Here is a 20,524-nt window from a genome sequence, read left to right on the forward strand (position 1 = left end):
AGAACAAGGAACACACCATGACTTCAACCGACATTCAGGACTACATCCCCGAAGAGGAGTGGCCCCCGGTTTCCGCCATGCTCGAAGGCTTCGGCGACCAGACACTCCCCGCCTCGCACGCCCTCACCGGGACCGCCCTGAGCATCCCGGCCGAAGACGGTGTCGATGAGTACACCTTCGACACCGAATCCTCCCTGACCTGGACCACGCAGCGCGGCCAGGAGAAGACCAGCGCAACAGCAGGCTACAAAGCCATCGAAGCCCGGCCCGGGATCTTCATCATCGACTCCGTCCGGGGTGAGGGGCCCGCAGCAGAAAACGTCACCATTATCTGGGACCGGAACACCGGCGCGGTGACCTCCGGCGTATCGCGCTTCGTTCTCGTGGGCGACCGCACCCGGAGCACCACCGACTTCAGCCAAACCAACAGCAACGGCTCAGCGGCACGGCACGAACGCTCGTCCGGGCTGGTCGGCAAGCGGATCTTCTACCGTTACAGCGACGTCGAATCCTATGAACACATCTATCTGAATCCAGGCACCTTCACCTGGAACTGCGTCCGCGGCGGCGAGGCGGGCCTGGCGGACACCGACCGGTGCATGACGTGGGAAGCAGCAGAGGGTCTCTTCATCTTCTTCTGGACCGAAAAAGTCATGTGCGTTGAAGCTGTCCTGCTTGTGGACCTGCGCGAACAGCGCTCCATCGGACGCATGTTCGGCTGGGATGACCCCGCCAAAGAACCGGTCATCCTGCCCTTCAACTCCCGGCTCAGCGTTCTGAACACCACCGAGTACCCCCAGGACACCAACAAGCACTAGCCCCGAAGGGGATGTCCGGACCTGCGCCGGACATCCCCGGGCAAAGGACAACGAGCGAAACCGGCAACGACACTCAGCCGGCAACCAACATAAACGGAGACTTTTAATGGATATCCAGCTGCGTGACCGCGTGGTCATGGTGACAGGCGGCGCATCAGGGATAGGCCGGGCCTGCGTTGACCTTCTGGCCTCCGAGGGCGCAAACATCCTCATCGTCGACCGCAACCCCGACGGCGCCGCCGCGGCAGAACAGCTCCGCAACGACGGACGCCAGGTTTCCTTCGTCCAGGCCGATCTCACCGTCGAAGCAGATGTCCGGATGCTCGCCGAAGCGGTGGAGGACCTCTACGGTGGACTGGACTCCGTCATTGCCTGCGCCGGTATCTCCGGCCCGGTGGGACAAAACGCAACAGACGTGTCCGCCGAGGACTGGGACCGTGTCATGGCAGTCAACGTCCGCGGGAACTTCCTGCTTGCCAAGTACTGCGTCCCCCTACTGCGTGACAGCGCCGTGGCGTCCATGGTGTTCCTCGGTTCGGACTCAGCGTTCGTCGCCTACGAAGGCATGGCCCCCTACACCGCATCCAAGGGGGCAGTGGTGATGCTAACGAAGGCACTCGCCGTGGACCACCCACAGATCCGGTTCAACTGCCTGTGCCCAGGCATCGTGGACACCCCCATGTCCCGCGCAGACCTCGGCTTCGACGACGGCTTCGCCGGCTCAGGCCTTCCCGTCATCGAACCCCGGCAGATCGCAGGACACGCCCTGTTCCTCGCCTCACCCGTCAGTGCCCCCGTCAACGGCACAACCCTGATCGCCGACTTTGGCTACATCGCCCGCTCGGCACAGCCCTCACTGGACTTCAGCGCCAGCCCCTCAACCTAACCCGATAACACTGCAGGGAGCGTCCCTGCTCGAAGAGGAGTACCCCTTGGAAACCTATGAATCCCTGCTTGCCAGCCTCGCTCCACAGGCTGGTGAATCCCGGACGATTTTCGATCCCGCCACAGGCACCGCGGTTGGTGAAGCGCCCGTCCACACGCTCGAGAACCTGGAACAGGCCGTCTCCGCAGCCGTCGCAGCGCAGCCGGCATGGGCCGCGACGGGCCACGACGCCCGGTCCGCCGCGCTCCTAAGAGCAGCCGACGCCGTCGAACGCTCCGCCGAGGAACTCGCCCAGCTGCTCTCCCGCGAGCAGGGCAAACCCCTCAACGGCCCCAATGCCCGCTTCGAAGTCGGCGCCTGCGCCGCGTGGCTGAGGGCTGCCGCCACCACGCCGCTGGAGCCGGAAATCGTCGTGGACGACGGCGAAACGCGCGCAGAGCTGCACTACCGGCCCATCGGCGTCGTCGGAGCCATCGGTCCGTGGAACTGGCCCATGATGATCACCACCTGGCAGATCGCGCCAGCCCTGCGGATGGGCAATGCCGTCGTGGTCAAACCATCAAAAATGACCCCGCTCTCCGTCCTGGCACTGCTCAAGGTCATCAACGAGGAGCTACCGGAAGGAATTCTGACCGGCATCTCCGGTGACCGGACCGTTGGCGCCCGTTTGGCCGAGCACCCGGCTGTCGGGAAGGTGATGTTCACCGGCTCCACCGCAGCCGGCAAGGAAATCATCAAGTCTTCCGCCGATACGGTCAAGCGGCTCACACTGGAGCTGGGCGGAAACGACGCCGGCATCGTCCTGCCCGACGCCGATCCCAAGACCATCGCCGAAGGTCTGTTCTGGGGCGCCTTCATCAACACCGGCCAAACCTGCGCCGCGCTCAAGCGCCTCTACGTCCACGACGACATCTACGACGCCGTCTGCGACGAACTCACCGCCGTGGCCAAGGCCATGCCGATGGGCAACGGCCTGGACGAAAACAACGTCCTGGGTCCACTGCAGAACAAGGCACAGTACGACGTCGTAGCGAACCTTGTGGAGGCAGCGAAGGCTTCCGGAGCACGCATCCTCCTCGGCGGGAACCCGGACATGGACCAGCCCGGCTACTTCTACCCCACGACGCTTGTGGCGGACATCGACAACGACAACCCTCTGGTCGCCGAAGAACAGTTCGGCCCCGCCCTGCCCATCATCCGCTACAGCACGCTGGACGAAGCCATCGAGAAGGCCAACGCCCTCGACGTCGGCCTCGGCGCCTCCGTCTGGTCCTCCAACCTGCCGGCAGCCCGCGAAGTCGCCGCCCGCATCGAAGCCGGGACCGTATGGATCAACCGGCACGGCGCCGTCGACCCACGTATCCCCTTTGGCGGCGCCAAGCAGTCAGGCTACGGTCTGGAATTCGGCGTCGAAGGGCTCAAGCACCTCGGCGTCCCGCAGGTCATCAACGGCTAGACCACCTGCAAAAGGAGTGATACCCGCTCGCCGAAGCGCGGGTATCACTCCTTTAAATAGGGTCGACATCTCCAACCAAACCCAAAGGAGCCAGAGTGGGCAATCAACCAGTAGCCATAGTCACAGGAGGAGGATCCGGAATTGGGAGCGCAACGGCCCATCAGCTCCGGGCCGACGGATGGGAAGTAATCATTTCAGGCCGGCGTCCCGAACCCTTGCAATTGATTGCCGACCAAACCGGGGCAGTTCCAGTGGTGGCGGATACTTACGCCCAATCTGATGTTACGAAGCTGGTTGAGTCGGCCCTCGAACGGTTCGGATCCTTGGATGGACTGGTCCTAAACGCCGGGGTCGTGCGGGCGGGATCAGCTGGGGAACTGACAGATCAGGCCTGGGACGAAATGATGAGTACCAACCTCACAGGGCCCTTCCGGCTCGCACGCAAAGCGCTGCCGCACCTGCTGGCATCCCGCGGAGCTATCGTCGGTGTCGCGTCGGCGGCGGCGCTGCGGGCCACACGTGGAATTGCCGGCTACAGTGCAAGCAAGGCGGGGCTGACGATGCTCATGCAGTCCATTGCCGTGGACTACGGCCCGTTGGGTGTCAGGGCGAATGCGATTTGCCCCGGCTGGGCCCGGACTGAGATGGCGGACATGGAAATGAAGGAGTACGGGGCGGATCTGGGTCTGAGTCCTGAAGAGGCTTATCGGACTGCCACATCCTTCGTTCCGGCCCGCAGACCCGCCGAAGCAACCGAAATAGCCCAGGTCATCTCTTGGCTTCTCTCGGACAAAGCCTCCTACATCACCTCAGCCGTCGTCCCCGTCGACGGCGGGATGATCTCCGTCGATCCCGGGAGCCTGGGATTCGCGGCCCGGACAGCGGCAGAGCCCGCGAACCAAGGAACCGCATAACCTCCAGACGAGCTATCCGGCCTTCATTGCAGGAGTTCCCGGCTGCCCGCCGCGCGAGTTCCACAGGTAACGATGGCAGCTTTTATATCGGCAGCCAGAGTTCTGGACCGGCCACCCACACACTTGGATAGGCCAACGCGGCGCCAAGACTCGGTAACCAGCCGTCAGGGCGACGCGACCCGCAAGGTTCGTGAACAAGTTAGACGCAAGATCGCCTCTGACGAGGCGATCTGTCCTGCCCGAGGTGGGACTCGAACTGCATTCCTGGCCGTGCAAACACTGGGAAGCCGGTGAAACATGCGGAATCCGGAGCAATACGATAGCTCTGAACAACAGTCCAAGACGAAGAGTGTTGACATTGTTCACACACTCCTTGAAAACCGCAATGACGCAACTTGCACGCCCACTGGCGCTGCATCACGACGGCCAGTTGGAGAGTAAATCCCCCCGGAAGGCCGCCATAACAATAGATGCCAGTCGTGCCAAGAAGTCCACGAGAACCGGCTGACGTCTTTCCGCCCGGCGAGATAGCTGGGCGTGCCTCCGCGCAACCAGGGCCATAGTTGCAGTGCGACGGAAGGTCCATTATCGGCACGGTCATACAGGTGGGAGAGAGGCCTCGAGAGGGGGTTGGGGCGCGAAGTGTGACACGGGATCGGCGGCTTGAGCCGGGGAGGAAACCTGTTCCGACTTCAGGCAGTTTGGGCGGCTCCCGGAAGCGGCGCCTTTGGCCCAACCGTGACCGCATCCGCAGACTTCAGCTTCAGCTCGAGCGACTTCACCAGGACGTCCAAGGGCTGGGTGATATCGCCAATCACATGGGCCTCGTCCCCTTCCAGCTCCTCCAGCGCAGCGAACTGGGAGTCCAGCAGCGTGCGCGGCATGAATTCATGGCAACGGGCGTCCATCCTGGCGCCGATAGTGTCGGGAGTGCCAACCAAGTGGATGAAGACAACATCCGGGGCGTAATTGCGCAACAAGTCCCTGTACCGGCGCTTCAATGCCGAACAGGCCACAATCGGCGGGACTCCCCCGCCGCCGGCCTCCTTTCTTGCAAGCAACTCCCCCAGCCGGCCCAGCCACGGCTCCCGGTCTGCGTCCGTGAGCGGAATCCCGGCGGCCATCTTTTCCTTGTTGGCTGCGGGGTGGAAGTCGTCGCCATCGAAAAACGGCTTGCCCAGACGCTGGCCCAGGAGGGCGCCAACGGTGGACTTCCCGCAACCAGAGACCCCCATCACCACCAGCGGAGGTAGCTGCCCGCTCATTGAACGTCCCCGTCGCTGAAGCTGAGGAGGACCTTGCCGGAGGCTGTGGAGTCCTTCGCTACGTCGAAGGCGTGCACTGCGTCGGCCAGCGGGAACTGGTGGGTGATGACGGGCTCGATGTGCAGGGACCCGTCCGCGAGGGCGGCGATGACCTGGTCGATCTCGTCGTTGAAGCGGAACGAGCCTCGGAGATCCAGTTCGCGGGCGATCGCCAATGAGATGGGGACGGGTTGCATTCCGGTGGGCAGCAGGCCCACCATCACCACGGTGCCGCCGCGGACCGCGCCGTTGATGGCGGAGGCGAGGCCGTGGTGGTTGCCGGAGGATTCGATCACGACGTCGGCCTCGACGGCGGCGATGGCTTCGGTATCGGCGGCGTTGATCACCTCATTTGCGCCGACGGCCTTGGCGATCTCCAGGGGCTTGGGATGGAGGTCGACGGCGGTGATCCGGGCCGCGCCGGCGCGTTTGAGGACGGCGACGGCGAGGGCCCCGATAGGCCCGGAGCCGATGACCAGCGCGCTCTTTCCGCGGACGTCACCGGCGCGGTTCACGGCGTGCCAGGCGACGGACGCCGGTTCGATCAGGGCCGCGGTGCGCAGGTCCATGCCTGCCGGGAGGGGCCGGAGCATCCGCACCGGCAGGGTGACGTACCGGCTGAACGCGCCGTCGGTGTGCGGGTAGCGGGCCGCGCTGCCCAGGTAGGTGCAGCCCGGGGACAGGTTGGGCCGGTCCGCCGGGTACCGGGCGGCCCCTGGGCCCGGGGTGGCCGGGTGGACGGCGACGGCCCTGCCCACGGCCGGGCCGGACCCGTCAGCCGCGGCCCGGACGACGGTCCCGGAAATTTCATGGCCGAGCACCAGCGGGGCCTTCAGGATCGACTCCCCGGCCGCACCATGCAACCAGTAATGCAGGTCCGAGCCGCAGATCCCTCCGAACGCGACCTCCACCACCGCCTCATCGGGCGCTGGTTGGGGCAGCGGCACTTGGTCGATGCGCAGGTCACCAGCGGCGTGCGCCACCAGGGCCGGGCCGGAGGCAGGAAGGTTCCCAGTTTGCAGAGTCATCAGACCACCACCGTCATTCCGCCATCAATGAAGATGGTTTGCCCGTTCACGAAGTTCGACCCGTCCGATGCCAGCCACACCACCGGGCCCGCGAGGTCCTGGACGGTGCCCCAGCGGTGCGCCGGGGTCCGGCCCAGGATCCAGGAGTTGAACTCTTCATCGTCGACCAGGTTCTGGGTCATTTCGGTGTGGATGTAGCCGGGAGCGAGGGCGTTGATCTGCAGCCCGGAGGCTGCCCATTCTGCGGTCATGGCGCGGGTGAGGTTCCGCAGTCCGCCCTTCGCCGCCACATAAGGGGCGATCGTTGGCCGGGCCAGGTCCGTTTGGACGGAGCAGATGTTGATGATCTTGCCCCGGCCCCGGGTGATCATGTGGCGTGCGGCTTCGCGGCCCACCAGGAACGCGCTGGTCAGGTCCGTGGAGAGCACCCGTTCCCAGTCCGCGACGTCCAGGTCCAGCATCGGCACGCGGTGCTGGATCCCGGCATTGTTCACCAGGATCTCCAGCGGACCCACGTTCTCTTCGATCCAGGCGATGCTGCGGGCGGCGGCGTCTCCGTCGGTGACGTCAAAGGCAATGCTGTGCACCCGGCCGGGCGGATAATCGGCCGCGAGCGCCGTTTCGGCTTCCTTCAGCCGCTCGGGGTTGACGCCGTTGAGCACTACCGTTGCTCCGGCATCAGCCAACGCCCGAGCCAGGGACGAACCGATACCCCGGCTCGAACCCGTCACCAGGGCAACCCGCCCGGTCAGATCAAAAAGGGCGCTCATGCGAACGGCCCCTGCTGGACGAGGTTGGCCGGCGTTTCGCCGGCGGCGAGGGCCTCAAGCTGGCGCTTCAGGAGCTTGAGGATCCGTGGTTCAAAGGCTGAGGCATTACCGCCAATGTGAGGGGTAATCAGCGCGTTTTCCGCGGACCACAACGGGTGGCCAGCGGGCAGCGGTTCGGGATCGACGACGTCAATGGCGCACTGCAGGCGGCCGGACAACACTTCCCGGGTCAGGGCGTCGGTGTCCACCACTGCGCCGCGGCCCACGTTCACCACAAGGGCGCCGTCTGGCAGGGCGGCCAGAACGTCCGGGCCCACCAGGTGGTGGCTCTTGTCGTTCAGCGGCAGGACGGAAACCAGGATGTCGTGGTCCCCGGCAAGGGCCACCAGTTCGTCCGGGCCGTGGACCTGCCCGTCCGCGTCAGTGCGGGAAGTGCTTCCCACCCGGGTGATGGTGACTTCGAAGGGCTCCAGACGGCGGGCGAGTTCCTTGCCGATGCCCCCAATGCCCAGCAGCAGGACCTTGCGGTCCGCCAGGGACTGGCGGCGCTGCGGCTTCCAGCTTTCAATCTGCTGGTCCTTGACGGCCTGGTCGATGCCCCGCAGCTTGGCCAGAATGAGCCCCACGGCCAGCTCAGCGGTGGCAGCTGCGTGGACGCCTGAGGCGTTTGCCACCGCGGCACCCGGACCGGCAGCCTCGCGGACGCCGTCGTACCCTGTCGACTGAGTCTGCACGAACTTAAGGTCCTGGACCTCCCCAAGGGAACCCAGCACTGCCCCCGCGTCGATGTACGGCAGGATGACGCCGTCGATTCCACCCAGCTCCTCCCCCGGTTCGTCCTTCATGTCCCACACCACGCCCCGCAGGCCTTTGGGAAGTGGCGAGAGGTCAGCCAGGAGCTGGGGGTCCGGGAAACTAATGGTTCGTACTAACTGCATCGTGAGGGCCTATCGGTTGGGCGGTGGAAAGGTAGTTCCCGGGTTTGGGCGTCGCGGGGTGGCTTTAGTCGGAGTCCCCGCGGCGGTCGAAGGTGAGGCCGCCGGGGACCTGGAAGGTGGGCATGAGTTCCAGCATGCCCACGTTTACGTGCCGCGGGGTTTCAATGGCGTAGTCCAGGGCGTTGACGATGTCGTCGGTGGTCAGCGACTCGTAGCCTTCGTAGTAGGTTTGCCAGGCTTCTTCCATGGCCTCGGGGCTGCCGCCCATATTCCGGCCAAAGATCTCTGTTTCCACGCGGCCTGGGCAGATTTCGGTGATGCGGATCCGCTTGCCCACGGTGTCGTTGCGGAGCTGGCGGGAGATCTGGTGCACCGCGGCCTTGGTCGCGTGGTAAACGGTGTGGCCGTAAAAGTTGTAGGTACCGGCGATGGAGCTGATGTTGACCACATGGCCGAGATCCCGTTCCACCATGCCGGGCAGCACCAGCCTGGTCAGCTGCAGCAGCCCGCGAAGGTTGACGTCGATGAGTTCATCGATGTCCTGCTCGGAGGAATCCAGGATGTTGCCCGGCCTCGAGACGCCGGCGCAGTTCACCAGGACATCCACTTTCAGGTCATTGACGACGGCGGACAAGGCGGCGGTGTCGGTCAGGTCCACCACGTGCGGGACTGCTCCGGTGCGGTCGGCAAGCTCGGTGAGGCGTTCCTCGTTGCGGGCCACCGCGTGGACGGTGAGGCCGCGCTTAGCCAGCCGCTCGGCGATGGCGGCGCCCATGCCGGTGGATGCACCGGTGACGAGGGCGGTGGTGTAGTCAGAAAAAGGCATTGGTACTCCAAAGTGGTGGAATTCGGGCGGGCTTTTGTGTTCGGCAATGGGTTGGACGTAGGAGCCCGGGTTGGCAGGGGTTATGGATCGCGCAGCGGTTCGTGGGCGCTGTCCTTGGCGGTGGGAAAAGCGTTCATAATGATCAGGCTCCTGACGCTGAGGGGAGTTCATGCCAGCGCTGGCCGGCGCCGATGCCGAGGAGTCCGAAGACTGTGTTGATAGTGTTCCGGAGCCTGTCCAGTTCAAGGCAGGCGGCGCGGTGCATGGCTGTTGCTTCAGCCACGCCGGTCTTTCTAAAGGTGATGGTGTGTCCGGGCCTGGCTTGCGCCAGAATGTCCAGTGAGCGGCTCGTGACTACCGCCAGGACCGGGTAGCCCGCCGTCACGCCGCGTCCCCGGTGCAGCACCAGCAGCTCCTCCCGGGACGGGACCTCGATGGCCCCGACCGGAACACCGCGGGAGAGCACTTCGGACGTGAGCTGACGCTCCGGAAGAGCACCACCGAGCCGGAGCCCAATGTGGTTGCTGCGGGGGCTCACGGTGTACTCCGTGGTGAACAGCAGGTCCGCCGTGTCACCAAATTCCGCCACGTCCGGCCCGTCCGTGACATTGATGACCGGGTTGGTGGTGAAGGCGGGTTTGGTGAGCCCGAGCCGGAACAGCGGCAGGCCAAAGTATGGCTGGGTGATGGGCGCTGTGGTCTTCCGGGTTTCCAAGCGGAAGCCCTCGGCGAGCTTCAGTCCGAAGCCCACGACAGTGTCAGGGGCGCAGCTGCCGAGCAGGCTGGGGACCGTGAAGGATCCGTGGACGGCGATGTAGGCGCGCAGCCCGGTCCGGATTCCCCGAACGGCCACGACTTCGCCGGCCCGGACGGACACCGGCTCCCATTGCGGGCATTCGCGGCCGCCCACCGTGAGGTCCAGAGGCGCTCCGGTGACGGCGATCAGCAGGTCGGTTGTGGCGCGCATCCGGAAGTCCAGCGCAGTGAGTTCCAGTAGCGGGTCGTTGTCTTCGTTGCCGGCAAGGATGTTCGCGGCCTTGGCCGAGAATTGGTCTAGGGCCCCGTTAACCGGCAGCCCGAACGCCGGACCCTTCGTCCGGCCGAGGTCGGTGACCACGGAGTGGCCGGGCTGCAGGATGATCAGTGACCCGGTCATGGCCGTGCCTCCAGGAACTGGCCCGCGAAGTTTCCGAAGTCCTCCGCGGGAATGCGGTAGAAGCGCAGTTCGTCACCCGGAACATAAGGCACCAAGGGTTCGCGTGCCGGGTCCAGGACTATTAAAGGGGTCTGCCCGATGACGCACCAGCCACCCGGAGCCACTGCGGGCGCGATCACCGCCTGGCGTCCGGCAACTGACACCGCACCCGCGGGAACGGACAGCCGCGGGTCCTTGAGCCTGGGCACGGGGACCGGGAAGTCGGGTCCGTCCATCATGGGAGATCCTGCCGGCGCCCCCAGGCAGCGGATGACGTAAGTTTTGGCCGTGTGCCGGGCGATGACGTCCTCAACGTCCAGGCCCTGGTGTTCCGCCACGCGGTCCAGGTCGGGCCCGTAGTCCCCGCCGTACACCACCGGCACCTCGAAGCGGCGCGGTTCCCGCATGGCGGTGCCGGTGAAGTCCAGCTGGCGCATGCCCAGGAGAACGAACGCCCGGACCTGGCGCGCGGAGGTGAGGTAGGGGTCGAATTCAACCAGGACGGAGTCGTAGGTGGGAACGGCGCCGTAAATGCCGTCGACGCCGGCCGTGGCCAGCCAGCCGGCGAGGGAGTGGACAGTGGACCAGTTCGCTTCCGCGTCACCCGATCGTGCCACCACGCGCAGGGCGGCGTCACCGGATTCGAAAATATCCAGCGCTGTGGGCGTTGTCGTAGTGGTCATCGTCAGGACACCTTTTGCTTTGCGGCGAGCACCTCTGCCAACGGGGCGATGGTGACGCCCGCGGCAATAAGTTCGCTGCGGATCAGGCGGGCCAGTTCGACGGCGCCAGGGTTGTCACCATGCAGCAGCACCGTGTCTGCCTGGATGGCGATGTCCCTGCCAGAGGCAGTCTCGATCAGCCCCTCACGTACCATCCGCACGGTGCGCTCGACGATGACGGCGGGGTCATGGATCACGGCGCCGGGCTCGCTGCGCGGCACCAGTGTGCCGTCATCCTGGTAGGCGCGGTCCGCGATGCCGACGATGGCCACCCGCAGGCCGCGCTCCGCGGCAGCCGTGGCGAGTTCACCATCCTGCGCCAGGATGATCAGGGCGGGATCCACGCGCACGGCGGCATCCGCCACTGCTCCCGCATAATCGGCGCGTGTCGCCACCAGGTTGCCCAGGCGGCCATGCGGGGCAAGGTGGGAGACGGAACCGCCGTGGTAAGTGGCAAACGCTGACAGGGCTCCCAGCTGGTAGATGACGTCGGTGCGGACTTCGTCGGCAGTGAGGTCCATGGCCCGTCGGCCGAAGCCGCGGAGGTCCGGGAAGCTCGGATGGGCGCCGATGCCAACTCCCTTCCTGACACATTCGGCCACCGTGGCGTCCATGATGTCGGGGTCCCCTGCGTGGAAGCCGCAGGCGATGTTGGCACTGGACACGATCTCCAGCAGGGCCTTGTCGTCACCGATCGAGTAGGCACCAAAACCTTCACCAAGATCCGCTACGAGATCAACTGTGGGCATTACGCGCCTCTCTCTGCCGGGTTACTGCGGGTGTAAATGAGTGTGGCATCGGAATCCGAGCCACACAAAGACGAATGCGGTATCCCCCTATAGGGAACAAATATGACCTTCACCGGTGCTATTGCCATCGCCCCAATGAACGTAAGGGACTATTGTTTCGTCACTGGAGCAATGATGCTGCCAATAAACTCTTACCCCGGCTTATGCACGAATCATATGCAGCCATCAAAATCGGCGATGGCTTGGCGGGGATAGAATGTTCTGGTCATTGGAAAGTCATCTGCAATTAACCTATGCCCGAGACTCGGATCACACAAAGACGTAATGCCTGTCCCGCCATAGCGCCAACGTATGACCCCGCATGCTGTGCCGTCCCCGCTGAAAGAGGAGCGCTATGGACACCCGGAAGCTGGCGTACTTCGTCAAGATCGTCGACTCAGGAAGCATTACCAAGGCGGCCGCCGCCCTCCACGTGGCCCAGCCCGCCCTGAGCCAGCAGGTGTCCTCCCTGGAAACGGAGCTGAAACAGCGGCTCCTGATCCGGAGCAAGCAAGGCGTGGAACCCACCGCCGCCGGCCATACCCTGTACCGGCATGCGCAGACCATCCTGCGGCTCGTGGAGCAGGCCAGGATAGATGTGGCAGCTTCAGGTGCTGCCCCCTCGGGGCGCGTCTCCATTGCCATCGCTCCGTACAGCATGGCCTCAAGCCTCACTCCCCGGATCATCAGCGAAGTGGGCCGCCGGTACCCGGACATCGTCCTGCACCTAACCGAGATCTACGGCGGTGTGCTCAGCGAGGCCATCAAGAACGGCCGGTTGGACATGGCCCTCATCTATGAACCAGGGCCCATCCGCGGGGTGCAGTTCACCACCCTCATCATCGAGGACCTGTATCTGATTGTGAACTCCCGCAGGGAACTCCCGGTAGAGGCCACAGCGGACACCATCACCCTGGAGGAGGCGGCTGCCGTGGGGCTCTTCCTGCCCGAACAAATCCACACGCTCCGGCAGGTGGTCCAGAAAGGCATCGAAAGCAAGGGCCTAAAGCTGAAGCTGGTGGGCGAAGTGGAATCGGTCCCCTCCCTCACCCGCCTGCTGCGCATGGACCTCGGGGCAACCATCCTGCCCAAGTCGGCAGCGGATGCCCTATTTCATGAGGAGGACTTCCGGGTCCTGCGGATCGTCGAACCCGCGCTGCAGTGCAAAATCGCACTGTGCACCCCCGACCATGAGCCCCTGTCCGAGGCCGGTTCAGCGGTCCTGCTGGTACTGAAGGAAATGCTCCAGGAAATGCTCCGTAGCAAATACCCGACCATTCCCGGTCGCTGACCGGACGGCACCATAAGGGAGGCTTATCAGGGCACTTTTGTTTTGTCTTATTCAGGGCCCAACCGAAGTCCTAGGATAAAAGCCATAAAGGTCCGCTCAAACAGCGTTCACCTCGGCAATAAATTTCCCGGAGCCCACCATGAAAAAGATCACCAGCCTGCAATACCGGAAAACTGCGGAAAGAAGAATCCAGCTCAAAGCAAGCACCGGTTCGCACTGCCCCACCAACGGTTTCTGGCGCCCGGAGGACGGCCCGTCCGCGGAGCCGGTGTTCGTGTTCGAGGGAAGCATGATGCCGCCGGGCAGGAGCGGCTCCACCATGTGGTACCTGGACGACTCGCAGGTGGGTCCGCCGGCCTATCTCCTGCCCGGCATGAACTAAGCAGCACGAGAGAAGCAAGAGGCAAAGCCCGGAGTTCCGAAAAGAACCCGGGCCTCTTGGTTTTAAAGAGAGTTGCTGCGTAACTGCCGTCACAACGAGGTTGTCATGACGGCCGCTACGCAGCAACTAACGAGTTACATCGCAGGCTGCAGTTCAGCATCCTCGACCAGCAGCCCCTTGGCCTTCAGCACATCGGTGAGCTTGCACAGCTCGATGGTAGTGCCGCCCTCCTTGTAGCGGCGGATGAGGTCGTCCTCGGCATCCACGCGTGCCTGGGACAGCTTAATGACTTCCTCGATCTCGTCCTTGCGGACCACCACCACACCGTCGGCGTCACCCAGCAGGACATCGCCAGGGTAGACAATCTCGTCACCGAACACCAGGGGATGGTTGATAGGCCCAATGGTTTCCTTGACGGTCCCCTTGATGCAGACGCTACCGGAGAACACCGGCAATCCGAGTTCGATCAGGTCCTTGGTGTCGCGGACGCCGGAGTCGGTGACCATTCCGGCCAGGCCTTTCGCCTTCATTGCATTGCCCAGTACGTCGCCGAACGTTCCGGCTTCCTCGTACTCACCGGCGGAGACCAGTACAACGTCGCCCTTCTGGGCGTAGTGAATGGCCACTTGGAGCATGAGGTTGTCCCGAGGCGCACAGACCACGGTGACGGCGGGTCCGCAGAAGGACATGCTGCGGTCGATAGGCTTAATCTTCGAGCTCAGTGCCCCCTTGCGGCCCTGCGCCTCGTGCACAGTGGCGGAGGAGAACTTGGAAAGACGCTGAATGGCGTCCTCCGAGGGCCGGTCGAATTTGGTCTTGACGTGGATCATTGGTGCTCCTGTTGTTGGAAGGCGTAGGCAAGGGGATAGTTGGGTCAGGCGAGCGCCGTGATGGCCTTTTCGATGGCAGCGATGGATTCCTCGATCACCGGCAGGCCGGTGGCGTAGGAGATCCGGAAGTATGGGCTCAGTCCATAGGCCGAACCCTGGATAACGGCAACAGACGCTGCTTCCAGCAGGTACAGCGTGAAGTCCTCGTCGTTGGTGATCTGCTTGCCATCGGGCGTCGTCTTGCCGATGACCCCAGCGCAGTTGACGTAGGCGTAAAAGGCGCCATCCGGCGTCGCGCACTGCAGGCCTTTGACGGCGTTCAGCCCGGTGATTGCCGCATCGCGCCGATCGCGGTATACCTGCACGCTTTCGCGGACGGATGCCTGGTCTCCGCTAAGTGCCGCGGCAGCAGCCGCCTGGCTGATGGAAGACGGGCAGGAGGACATCTGGGACTGCAGCTTGTTGATGGCAGCCACCAGGGGCCCCGGCCCACCGGCATAGCCCAGGCGCCATCCGGTCATTGCATAGGCCTTGGAAACGCCGTTGGTGACCAGCACCCGATCTTTGAGCTCGGGGGCAACGGCCACCAGACTGGTGATGGGCTCATCGCCGAAGTGGATCTCGTCGTAGATCTCATCGGTGAGGACGTAGACGGCCGGATAGTCCTTGAGGACGGCGGCCAGTCCGGCCAGTTCCTCACGGGAGTACACCGCTCCGGTGGGGTTGGAGGGCGTGTTGAGAATGACCCACTTGGTGCGCTCCGTCAGTGCTTCGGCAAGGGCCGTGGGGGTGAGCTTGAAACCAGTATCCTCCCGGCAGGAAACGATCACAGGGGTTCCTTCGTTGGCGAGCACCATGTCCGGGTAGGAGACCCAGTACGGTGCGGGGATGACCACCTCGTCGCCCTGGTTCAGTGTTGCCATGAATGCGGTGAAGATGACCTGCTTGCCGCCTCCGCCGATGGTGATCTCACCGGGCGCGTACTGCAGGCCGGTTTTGCGCTGCAGCGTCTGCAGGATGGCCTTTTGCAATTCAGGGGTCCCGGTCACCGACGTGTATTTGGTTTCACCCCGGCCGATGGCTGCGATGGCAGCGTCCTTAATGTGCTGCGGTGTATCAAAATCCGGCTCGCCGACCGTCAGGTCCAGGATCCGGCGTCCCTCGGCCTTGAGCTCCCGCACGCGGGCCGCCGCGGCAACGCTGGGTGAGGATTTGATACGGGTAACGCGTGATGCGGGCACGAATTCAGGCATGTTCTCTTCCAGGCTTCCGGTACGGATGAGGGTGGTTCATTCGAGCCTAGGGAAGGAGCCGTGCTCTTGGATAAGACCTAAAGTGCGTGGACAGATAAGCAGCCCTTATGACGGAGCAGGCCAGAACTTTCGCGTATTGCTCCACGCACTTTCGGTATTGCCTCCCAGGCTTGCCCGCGGCGTAACCTGCAGGGCGGAGAGACCTGAGGAAGGCACAGCGCCGGCGCCCGGCATGTTCCTTCCAGTCCGCCGGGACAAACGGCGGGAAGGTGCCCCTGCCGCTGGGAAGCCGCGTTGACATGGAGACACCGGCAACGAAAGACAAGGAGCAAAGGTGCCCGGTAGAGAGATTCAGGAACGGATACTTGCGCGTACGACCGGCACCGGGACGGGCGGGGCCGGCGTGGCCGCTTACCGGTACCGGGGCGTGCCGAAGCCGGACCCAGCCACTGCCCGCGCCCAGCAAGCCCTGGCCATGCTGGCCCAGCTGCGGACGACTATCGCGCTCCGGTCCAGCCGGGTGCGTGCCCTCACTGCCGAGCTGGGTGACTGCGTTGCCCAGGCCGTGTGTGACGGCGTAAAGGTTGCCGCCGTCGCACAGGCCGCGGGCGTGCCTGCCGCCAGTATCCGGTCTGCCGCGCTGGCACGCGGCGAGCTGTACCCGTCGGGCCAAACCCGAAACCGCCATCTGGACCTCATTGCAGGATTGGCCGCGGAGTTGGCGGCAGCCGAGGGCACCCGGAGTGCCGCAGAAGAAGAACGCACGCAGGTACTGGCCCTGGCCAGGAAATCCCGACTGCTTGACGACTACCAACTTGCCGGGGCAAGCGGCCTGAAATCCGACGAGATCCGCAAAGTGACCAGGGGCGTGGGCTTGCGCGTGGCTTAGCCGCAATGATCGTCCCGGCTGATCCGCTGCCCGCCGTCCTTCATCCCGTTGTCCCTTGCGGACGCCGGCGCAGACGAGTTCCGGCTTACTTCACGCCTCCGCTCTGGCGGCGATTGGCAACCAAGCGTAGCGTCTTTTCGAAGAGGCCGCGGCGAGCGCGGTGTCTGCTTGTGCGCCGCTTCGGTAGTCGCGGAGGAGGCCAGAATGGCGGGGTGGAATGCGGATACGGCGGCCGGTCCACTAGGGGCTGGCTCTGTGACGTTGGTCGAGGGCTCATCCTTCTGCATTTCGTCGTCCAACGGGGATATTCAGGCCGACCGTGCGCACGGCCTCTTCGTGGCTGACGTCAGGATCCTTTCTACCTGGCGACTCACGGTGAATGGACAGGCGCTTGAACCCCTTACAGCGGAGACAAAGGAGCCGTTCCGTGCCGCATTTGTTGCAAGGATCCCCCGGTCCGACGGCTACGCGGACAGCCCACTGATCGTGGAACGGCTGCGGGAAGTCGGGGCCGGCCTCCAGGAGCAGCTCACCGTCCATAACTACTCCCAGGAGCCGTCTGAGTGCCTCATCGTTCTGGAAACGGGGGCCGACTACGCGGACCTCTTCGAGGTGAAGGAGGCCCGTATCCGACGACAATGGGAGCAAACACGAGAATCCGACGGCGGGATGCTCACCATTCGGGGCAGTTGGCAGGACGTCCGCAAAGGCACCGCCATCCACGTACCAGGTGCCGACATATCCGGTAACACCGTCCAGTATCGGGTGTCCGTACCCGCTCATGGGCAATGGAGCACGGTCCTGACCGTTCTGCCCAGCAACGATGGAGCCCAAGCACCAGCTTTCACCCATTCCGAGGGGGATAGCCTGTCCCCCCCAGACCGTCGTCGACGGGAGTGGGTGGCGAAAATCCCCGTGCTGCAGGTAACCAACCGCTCCGTGGAACGGACCCTGCGCCGCAGTTATGAGGACCTGGGCGCTCTGCGGATCGAGGACCCCGACCATCCGGAGCGCGTGGTCGTCGCCGCCGGGGCACCCTGGTTCATGACCCTGTTCGGAAGGGACTCCTTGTGGGCCTCGGTGATGGCTATGCCGGTAGACCCTTCGCTGGCCTTGGGCACACTCCAGACCCTCGCCGACCGCCAAGGCACCGTGGTGGACCCCATAACGGAAGAGGAACCCGGCAAGATCCTCCACGAGGTCCGGCTCGATGTCTCCAGCGGTCTATCCCTGGGCGGCAAGTCGAACTACTACGGCAGCGTGGACGCCACTCCCCTGTTCCTGATGGTGCTCGGTGCGGTCAGTCGTTGGGGATTCGCCGCGGACACCATCAAGGCCCTGCTGCCCCACGCCGACCGCGCATTGGACTGGATCGTGAATTACGGCGACAAGGACGGCGACGGCTTCGTCGAGTACCAACGGCTCAACGACCAGGGGCTGGTCAATCAAGGCTGGAAAGACTCCTGGGACGGCATCAACTTTGCCGACGGCACCCTGGCCGAGCCACCAATCGCGCTCTGCGAGGTACAGGCCTACGTCTACGTCGCCTACCTGTCACGGGCATGGCTGGCCTACGAGGCCGGTGACATGGACTTGGGTAACGACCTCACCGATCGCGCTGCCCGGCTGAAGAAGCAGTTCAACGAGCAATTCTGGATCCCGGAGCGCGGGTACTACGCCATCGCGCTGGACGGCAGGAAACGGCAGGTTGATGCCTGTGCCTCGAACATGGGGCACTGCCTGCTTCAAGGCCTGATCGACGATGACAAAGCCCCGCAAGTTGCCGCGCACCTGATGTCACCGGAAATGTTCAGCGGCTGGGGCGTACGCACCCTGGCCAGCAACATGGGCGCCTACAACCCGGCCAGTTACCACAACGGGTCCGTCTGGCCCCACGACAACGCCATCATCACGGCCGGGCTCCTCCGGTACGGCTTCGTCGCCGAAGCGCAGAAGATCGCCACCGGGATAATGGACGCGGCAGAGTTCTCCGACGGCCGCCTCCCGGAACTGTTCTGCGGCTTCAGCCGGGACCACCTCGGCACTCCCGTTCCGTACCCCACCGCCTGCTCGCCTCAAGCCTGGGCAGCCACCGCACCCATCCAGATCGTGTCCAGCCTGATGCGTTATGACCCGGTCGTGTCAGCCGGCGGCGTGTGGCTCGATCCCGTACTCCCCCAGTCCTTCGGGGACCTGCACATCTCCAACGCCCCGCTTGGCAATGGCCGCATCACTATCGACATCGCCGGCTCCGTCCCGTCCATCCAAGGACTACCCCCGGAGATGGCCCTTCACCGGGGACACCGACCGTGGATGTCCGAACTGGTTGAGGAAGCGGTGCGGCGTCGTGGAAATAGTCGTCCCACGTCAAACCCTCTTGGTTAGGGAACCACGTCGAGCTTCCTGTTGTCCAAGGCTTACCGTTTTTCGCCTCTGTGCCATAACGAATCGCTATGTAGGTACATAAAAGCGGACTTTGTGTGACCCACACCGCAAACGTTAACTTGATGTCTGGGGCCGGTCCGCGAAGCCGTAAACACGACTTGCGAGAGAGCTCACAGCAGGACCAACCGGACATTCCACTCGGAATCTCTTTTCCAGAGCCCAGGTGTAGCGGCAGCCGGTATTCACCCAATCACCAACGGAGACGAAATGACTGAAACCATACTTCCGAAGAAGACCCCGGTCCGGGCCGCAGTCGCGGCCTGGATCGGCACGACGTTGGAGTACTACGACTTCGCGGTGTATGGCACCTCGTCGGCGTTGGTTCTGAACGTCCTCTTCTTCTCGCCCGAGCTGCCCCAGGGCATCAGCGTGCTGCTCGCCATGATCACGTTCGCGGTCGGCTACGCTGTACGCCCGCTCGGCTCCCTCATCTTGGGACCATTGGGTGACCGCCGCGGCCGCAAATTCGTCATGATGATCACACTGTTCGGCATCGGTGGCTGCACCTTCCTGATCGGCTGCCTGCCCACGTACGCCCAGATCGGTCCTCTTGCTCCGATCCTGCTCGTGCTGATCCGCGTCATCCAAGGATTGTGCCTGTCCGGCGAGCAGCCCAGTGCCATCACCATGAGCCTGGAGCATGCTTCCGAGGGCCGTCGTGGCTTCCTGGCGAGCTTCACCACGTTGGGCTCCTCCTCAGGCACGCTGCTCACACTTCTGGTCTTCATCCCGATCGCTGCTATGCCCTCGGAGCAGTTGCTCACCTGGGGTTGGCGCTTGCCGTTCTGGGCCTCCGCCGTCGTGGTCGTCGCTGCATACCTGATCCGCCGCCACATCCAGGAGCCGCCTGAGTTCGTAAAGGTCCAGGCCGCCAAGGTGAACGTCGCCCCCCTCAGGCACCTTTTGCGCTTCCACTGGCGCGCGGTGCTGCGGATCGTATTCTGTGCGCTCATCGCGGGCACCAGCTACATGATGCAGACCTTCTCGGTGGCGTTCGGGACCGCCGGATACAAGCTGGATAAGCCGACCATGCTCCTGACCACCACAGTCTCGGCAGTGATCGCCCTCGGAATCACGCCCCTGGCAGGATTCCTTGTGGACAAGATCGGCCGCAAAACGATGTTCCTCATCGCAACGGGCGGCGTAGGCATCACCATGGTGCCCTACCTGTGGTCAATCACGACCGGCAACTGGTCGCTGATCTTCCTGTTTGGCATCATCAACTACTCCCTCTTCTACTCCATGGTGAACGCGTCCTGGCCGTCGTTCTTCGCAGAGATGTTCCCGGGCCGGCTGCGCGTCTCCGGACTCGCCCTTGGCACCCAGGTCGGATTCGCCATCTCGGGCGTCATCGGCCCCGTTCTCTCGACAGCACTCGCTGGCCCCGACCTGAAAGATTGGGTTGGCCCGTCGATGGTCGCGCTCGGGTTCATGGTCCTGGCAGGAATCTCCGCCCTCACCGCGAAGGAGACCAAAAAGTACACGCTCAAGGAACTCGACGAGGTGCAGCAGAGTGAGCGGGAGACGGCCGTCCTCACGGCCGCGACCGTGCCCGCGGGCACAGCTACGCACGGCCTCGCTGGTTAGCCTGCCATGCAGATATAACGGGTAATCGGCCCCGAGCTGATCGCGAACTAGCTGTATGGGTCAGGACGTTGGATACATCGTGAATACGTGAAGACCTCTTAGGCGTAGTGGCTACCACACACAGCCAACGAGTAAGAGGTCTTCGCGTTCCGCAGCGTGATGCCCTCCTGGCATAGGGCCCCCGCGTCCGGGCGTGGAGGTC

Annotated in this window: 19 protein-coding genes; 9 read left to right on the top strand and 10 right to left on the bottom strand. The window is 64.0% G+C overall.

Translation table 11 applies throughout. From position 1 onward, the window contains the following. The first annotated feature begins 17 nt into the window (after positions 1-17). From PUN71_RS06885 to PUN71_RS06900, 4 genes are all read left to right on the top strand, one after another. Positions 18-818 carry a MoaF C-terminal domain-containing protein gene (locus tag PUN71_RS06885; RefSeq protein WP_277797813.1) on the top strand — a complete coding sequence of 267 codons (801 nt, stop codon included), beginning with the start codon at positions 18-20 and terminating at the stop codon, positions 816-818. Between the two features lie 106 nt (positions 819-924). Beyond that, the gene (locus PUN71_RS06890) at positions 925-1,704 is read left to right on the top strand and encodes an SDR family NAD(P)-dependent oxidoreductase (protein WP_277797814.1); all 780 of its coding nucleotides are present in this window, start codon (positions 925-927) and stop codon (positions 1,702-1,704) included. A 46-nt stretch (positions 1,705-1,750) separates the two neighbouring features. Beyond that, the gene (locus PUN71_RS06895; RefSeq protein ID WP_277797815.1) at positions 1,751-3,160 is read left to right on the top strand and encodes an aldehyde dehydrogenase family protein; all 1,410 of its coding nucleotides are present in this window, start codon (positions 1,751-1,753) and stop codon (positions 3,158-3,160) included. 95 nt (positions 3,161-3,255) lie between these two features. Further along, positions 3,256-4,074 carry an SDR family NAD(P)-dependent oxidoreductase gene (locus PUN71_RS06900; RefSeq protein ID WP_277797816.1) on the top strand — a complete coding sequence of 273 codons (819 nt, stop codon included), beginning with the start codon at positions 3,256-3,258 and terminating at the stop codon, positions 4,072-4,074. 692 nt (positions 4,075-4,766) lie between these two features. On the opposite strand, the gene PUN71_RS06905 is transcribed toward PUN71_RS06900, so the two are convergent. From PUN71_RS06905 to PUN71_RS06940, 8 genes are all read right to left on the bottom strand, one after another. Continuing rightward, a complete protein-coding gene (locus PUN71_RS06905; protein WP_277797817.1) occupies positions 4,767-5,339 on the bottom strand; it encodes a gluconokinase in 573 nt (190 codons plus the stop codon). Beyond that, positions 5,336-6,406 (bottom strand): L-idonate 5-dehydrogenase, encoded by a 1,071-nt coding sequence (locus PUN71_RS06910; protein WP_277797818.1) that lies wholly within the window; start codon positions 6,404-6,406, stop codon positions 5,336-5,338. The genes PUN71_RS06905 and PUN71_RS06910 overlap by 4 nt, the downstream gene beginning before the upstream one ends. Beyond that, positions 6,406-7,176, bottom strand: coding sequence for an SDR family oxidoreductase (locus tag PUN71_RS06915; protein ID WP_277797819.1), 771 nt, complete (start codon positions 7,174-7,176; stop codon positions 6,406-6,408). Before PUN71_RS06915 ends, PUN71_RS06910 begins: the two co-directional genes overlap by 1 nt. Then, positions 7,173-8,114, bottom strand: coding sequence for a 2-hydroxyacid dehydrogenase (locus PUN71_RS06920; RefSeq protein WP_277797820.1), 942 nt, complete (start codon positions 8,112-8,114; stop codon positions 7,173-7,175). The genes PUN71_RS06915 and PUN71_RS06920 overlap by 4 nt, the downstream gene beginning before the upstream one ends. 64 nt (positions 8,115-8,178) lie before the next feature. Continuing rightward, entirely contained in the window at positions 8,179-8,940 is a 762-nt protein-coding gene (locus PUN71_RS06925) for an SDR family oxidoreductase (protein WP_277797821.1), read from the bottom strand. Positions 8,941-9,082: 142 nt separating this feature from the next. Next, a complete protein-coding gene (locus tag PUN71_RS06930) occupies positions 9,083-10,096 on the bottom strand; it encodes a 5-oxoprolinase subunit C family protein (RefSeq protein ID WP_277797822.1) in 1,014 nt (337 codons plus the stop codon). After that, positions 10,093-10,818, bottom strand: a complete 726-nt coding sequence (locus tag PUN71_RS06935) for a 5-oxoprolinase subunit B family protein (RefSeq protein WP_277797823.1) — start codon at positions 10,816-10,818, stop codon at positions 10,093-10,095. The genes PUN71_RS06930 and PUN71_RS06935 overlap by 4 nt, the downstream gene beginning before the upstream one ends. A gap of 2 nt (positions 10,819-10,820) precedes the next feature. Beyond that, a complete protein-coding gene (locus PUN71_RS06940) occupies positions 10,821-11,606 on the bottom strand; it encodes a LamB/YcsF family protein (protein ID WP_277797824.1) in 786 nt (261 codons plus the stop codon). Between the two features lie 394 nt (positions 11,607-12,000). Between PUN71_RS06940 and nac the strand changes: the two genes are divergently transcribed. Together nac and PUN71_RS06950 are read left to right on the top strand one after the other, a co-directional pair. Beyond that, positions 12,001-12,936, top strand: a complete 936-nt coding sequence (nac, locus tag PUN71_RS06945) for a nitrogen assimilation transcriptional regulator NAC (protein WP_277797825.1) — start codon at positions 12,001-12,003, stop codon at positions 12,934-12,936. Between the two features lie 139 nt (positions 12,937-13,075). Next, positions 13,076-13,318 carry a hypothetical protein gene (locus PUN71_RS06950; protein ID WP_277797826.1) on the top strand — a complete coding sequence of 81 codons (243 nt, stop codon included), beginning with the start codon at positions 13,076-13,078 and terminating at the stop codon, positions 13,316-13,318. 134 nt (positions 13,319-13,452) lie between these two features. On the opposite strand, the gene PUN71_RS06955 is transcribed toward PUN71_RS06950, so the two are convergent. Both PUN71_RS06955 and PUN71_RS06960 read right to left on the bottom strand, forming a co-directional pair. After that, positions 13,453-14,148, bottom strand: a complete 696-nt coding sequence (locus PUN71_RS06955; RefSeq protein ID WP_277797827.1) for a 4-carboxy-4-hydroxy-2-oxoadipate aldolase/oxaloacetate decarboxylase — start codon at positions 14,146-14,148, stop codon at positions 13,453-13,455. Between the two features lie 44 nt (positions 14,149-14,192). After that, the gene (locus tag PUN71_RS06960; protein WP_277797828.1) at positions 14,193-15,401 is read right to left on the bottom strand and encodes an aspartate transaminase; all 1,209 of its coding nucleotides are present in this window, start codon (positions 15,399-15,401) and stop codon (positions 14,193-14,195) included. Between the two features lie 334 nt (positions 15,402-15,735). Between PUN71_RS06960 and PUN71_RS06965 the strand changes: the two genes are divergently transcribed. The 3 genes from PUN71_RS06965 to PUN71_RS06975 all read left to right on the top strand — a co-directional run bounded on the left by PUN71_RS06965 (position 15,736) and on the right by PUN71_RS06975 (position 20,322). Further along, a complete protein-coding gene (locus PUN71_RS06965; RefSeq protein ID WP_277797829.1) occupies positions 15,736-16,290 on the top strand; it encodes a hypothetical protein in 555 nt (184 codons plus the stop codon). A gap of 204 nt (positions 16,291-16,494) precedes the next feature. After that, positions 16,495-18,675, top strand: coding sequence for an amylo-alpha-1,6-glucosidase (locus PUN71_RS06970; RefSeq protein ID WP_277797830.1), 2,181 nt, complete (start codon positions 16,495-16,497; stop codon positions 18,673-18,675). Between the two features lie 267 nt (positions 18,676-18,942). Then, positions 18,943-20,322 carry an MFS transporter gene (locus PUN71_RS06975; RefSeq protein ID WP_277797831.1) on the top strand — a complete coding sequence of 460 codons (1,380 nt, stop codon included), beginning with the start codon at positions 18,943-18,945 and terminating at the stop codon, positions 20,320-20,322. Positions 20,323-20,524 lie beyond the last annotated feature (202 nt).

Origin of the sequence: Arthrobacter sp. NQ7, from assembly GCF_029581595.2 — a bacterium.
Classification (GTDB): domain Bacteria; phylum Actinomycetota; class Actinomycetes; order Actinomycetales; family Micrococcaceae; genus Arthrobacter; species Arthrobacter phenanthrenivorans_B.

Coding starts and splice junctions, on each gene's coding strand:
- PUN71_RS06930 (WP_277797822.1), bottom strand. CDS start 10,096: ATGACCGGGTCACTGATCATCCTGCAGCCCGGCCACTCCGTGGTCACC.
- PUN71_RS06920 (WP_277797820.1), bottom strand. CDS start 8,114: ATGCAGTTAGTACGAACCATTAGTTTCCCGGACCCCCAGCTCCTGGCT.
- PUN71_RS06915 (WP_277797819.1), bottom strand. CDS start 7,176: ATGAGCGCCCTTTTTGATCTGACCGGGCGGGTTGCCCTGGTGACGGGT.
- PUN71_RS06960 (WP_277797828.1), bottom strand. CDS start 15,401: ATGCCTGAATTCGTGCCCGCATCACGCGTTACCCGTATCAAATCCTCA.
- PUN71_RS06905 (WP_277797817.1), bottom strand. CDS start 5,339: ATGAGCGGGCAGCTACCTCCGCTGGTGGTGATGGGGGTCTCTGGTTGC.
- PUN71_RS06950 (WP_277797826.1), top strand. CDS start 13,076: ATGAAAAAGATCACCAGCCTGCAATACCGGAAAACTGCGGAAAGAAGA.
- PUN71_RS06910 (WP_277797818.1), bottom strand. CDS start 6,406: ATGACTCTGCAAACTGGGAACCTTCCTGCCTCCGGCCCGGCCCTGGTG.
- PUN71_RS06955 (WP_277797827.1), bottom strand. CDS start 14,148: ATGATCCACGTCAAGACCAAATTCGACCGGCCCTCGGAGGACGCCATT.
- PUN71_RS06970 (WP_277797830.1), top strand. CDS start 16,495: ATGGCGGGGTGGAATGCGGATACGGCGGCCGGTCCACTAGGGGCTGGC.
- PUN71_RS06935 (WP_277797823.1), bottom strand. CDS start 10,818: ATGACCACTACGACAACGCCCACAGCGCTGGATATTTTCGAATCCGGT.
- PUN71_RS06925 (WP_277797821.1), bottom strand. CDS start 8,940: ATGCCTTTTTCTGACTACACCACCGCCCTCGTCACCGGTGCATCCACC.
- PUN71_RS06890 (WP_277797814.1), top strand. CDS start 925: ATGGATATCCAGCTGCGTGACCGCGTGGTCATGGTGACAGGCGGCGCA.
- PUN71_RS06940 (WP_277797824.1), bottom strand. CDS start 11,606: ATGCCCACAGTTGATCTCGTAGCGGATCTTGGTGAAGGTTTTGGTGCC.
- PUN71_RS06975 (WP_277797831.1), top strand. CDS start 18,943: ATGACTGAAACCATACTTCCGAAGAAGACCCCGGTCCGGGCCGCAGTC.
- nac (WP_277797825.1), top strand. CDS start 12,001: ATGGACACCCGGAAGCTGGCGTACTTCGTCAAGATCGTCGACTCAGGA.
- PUN71_RS06885 (WP_277797813.1), top strand. CDS start 18: ATGACTTCAACCGACATTCAGGACTACATCCCCGAAGAGGAGTGGCCC.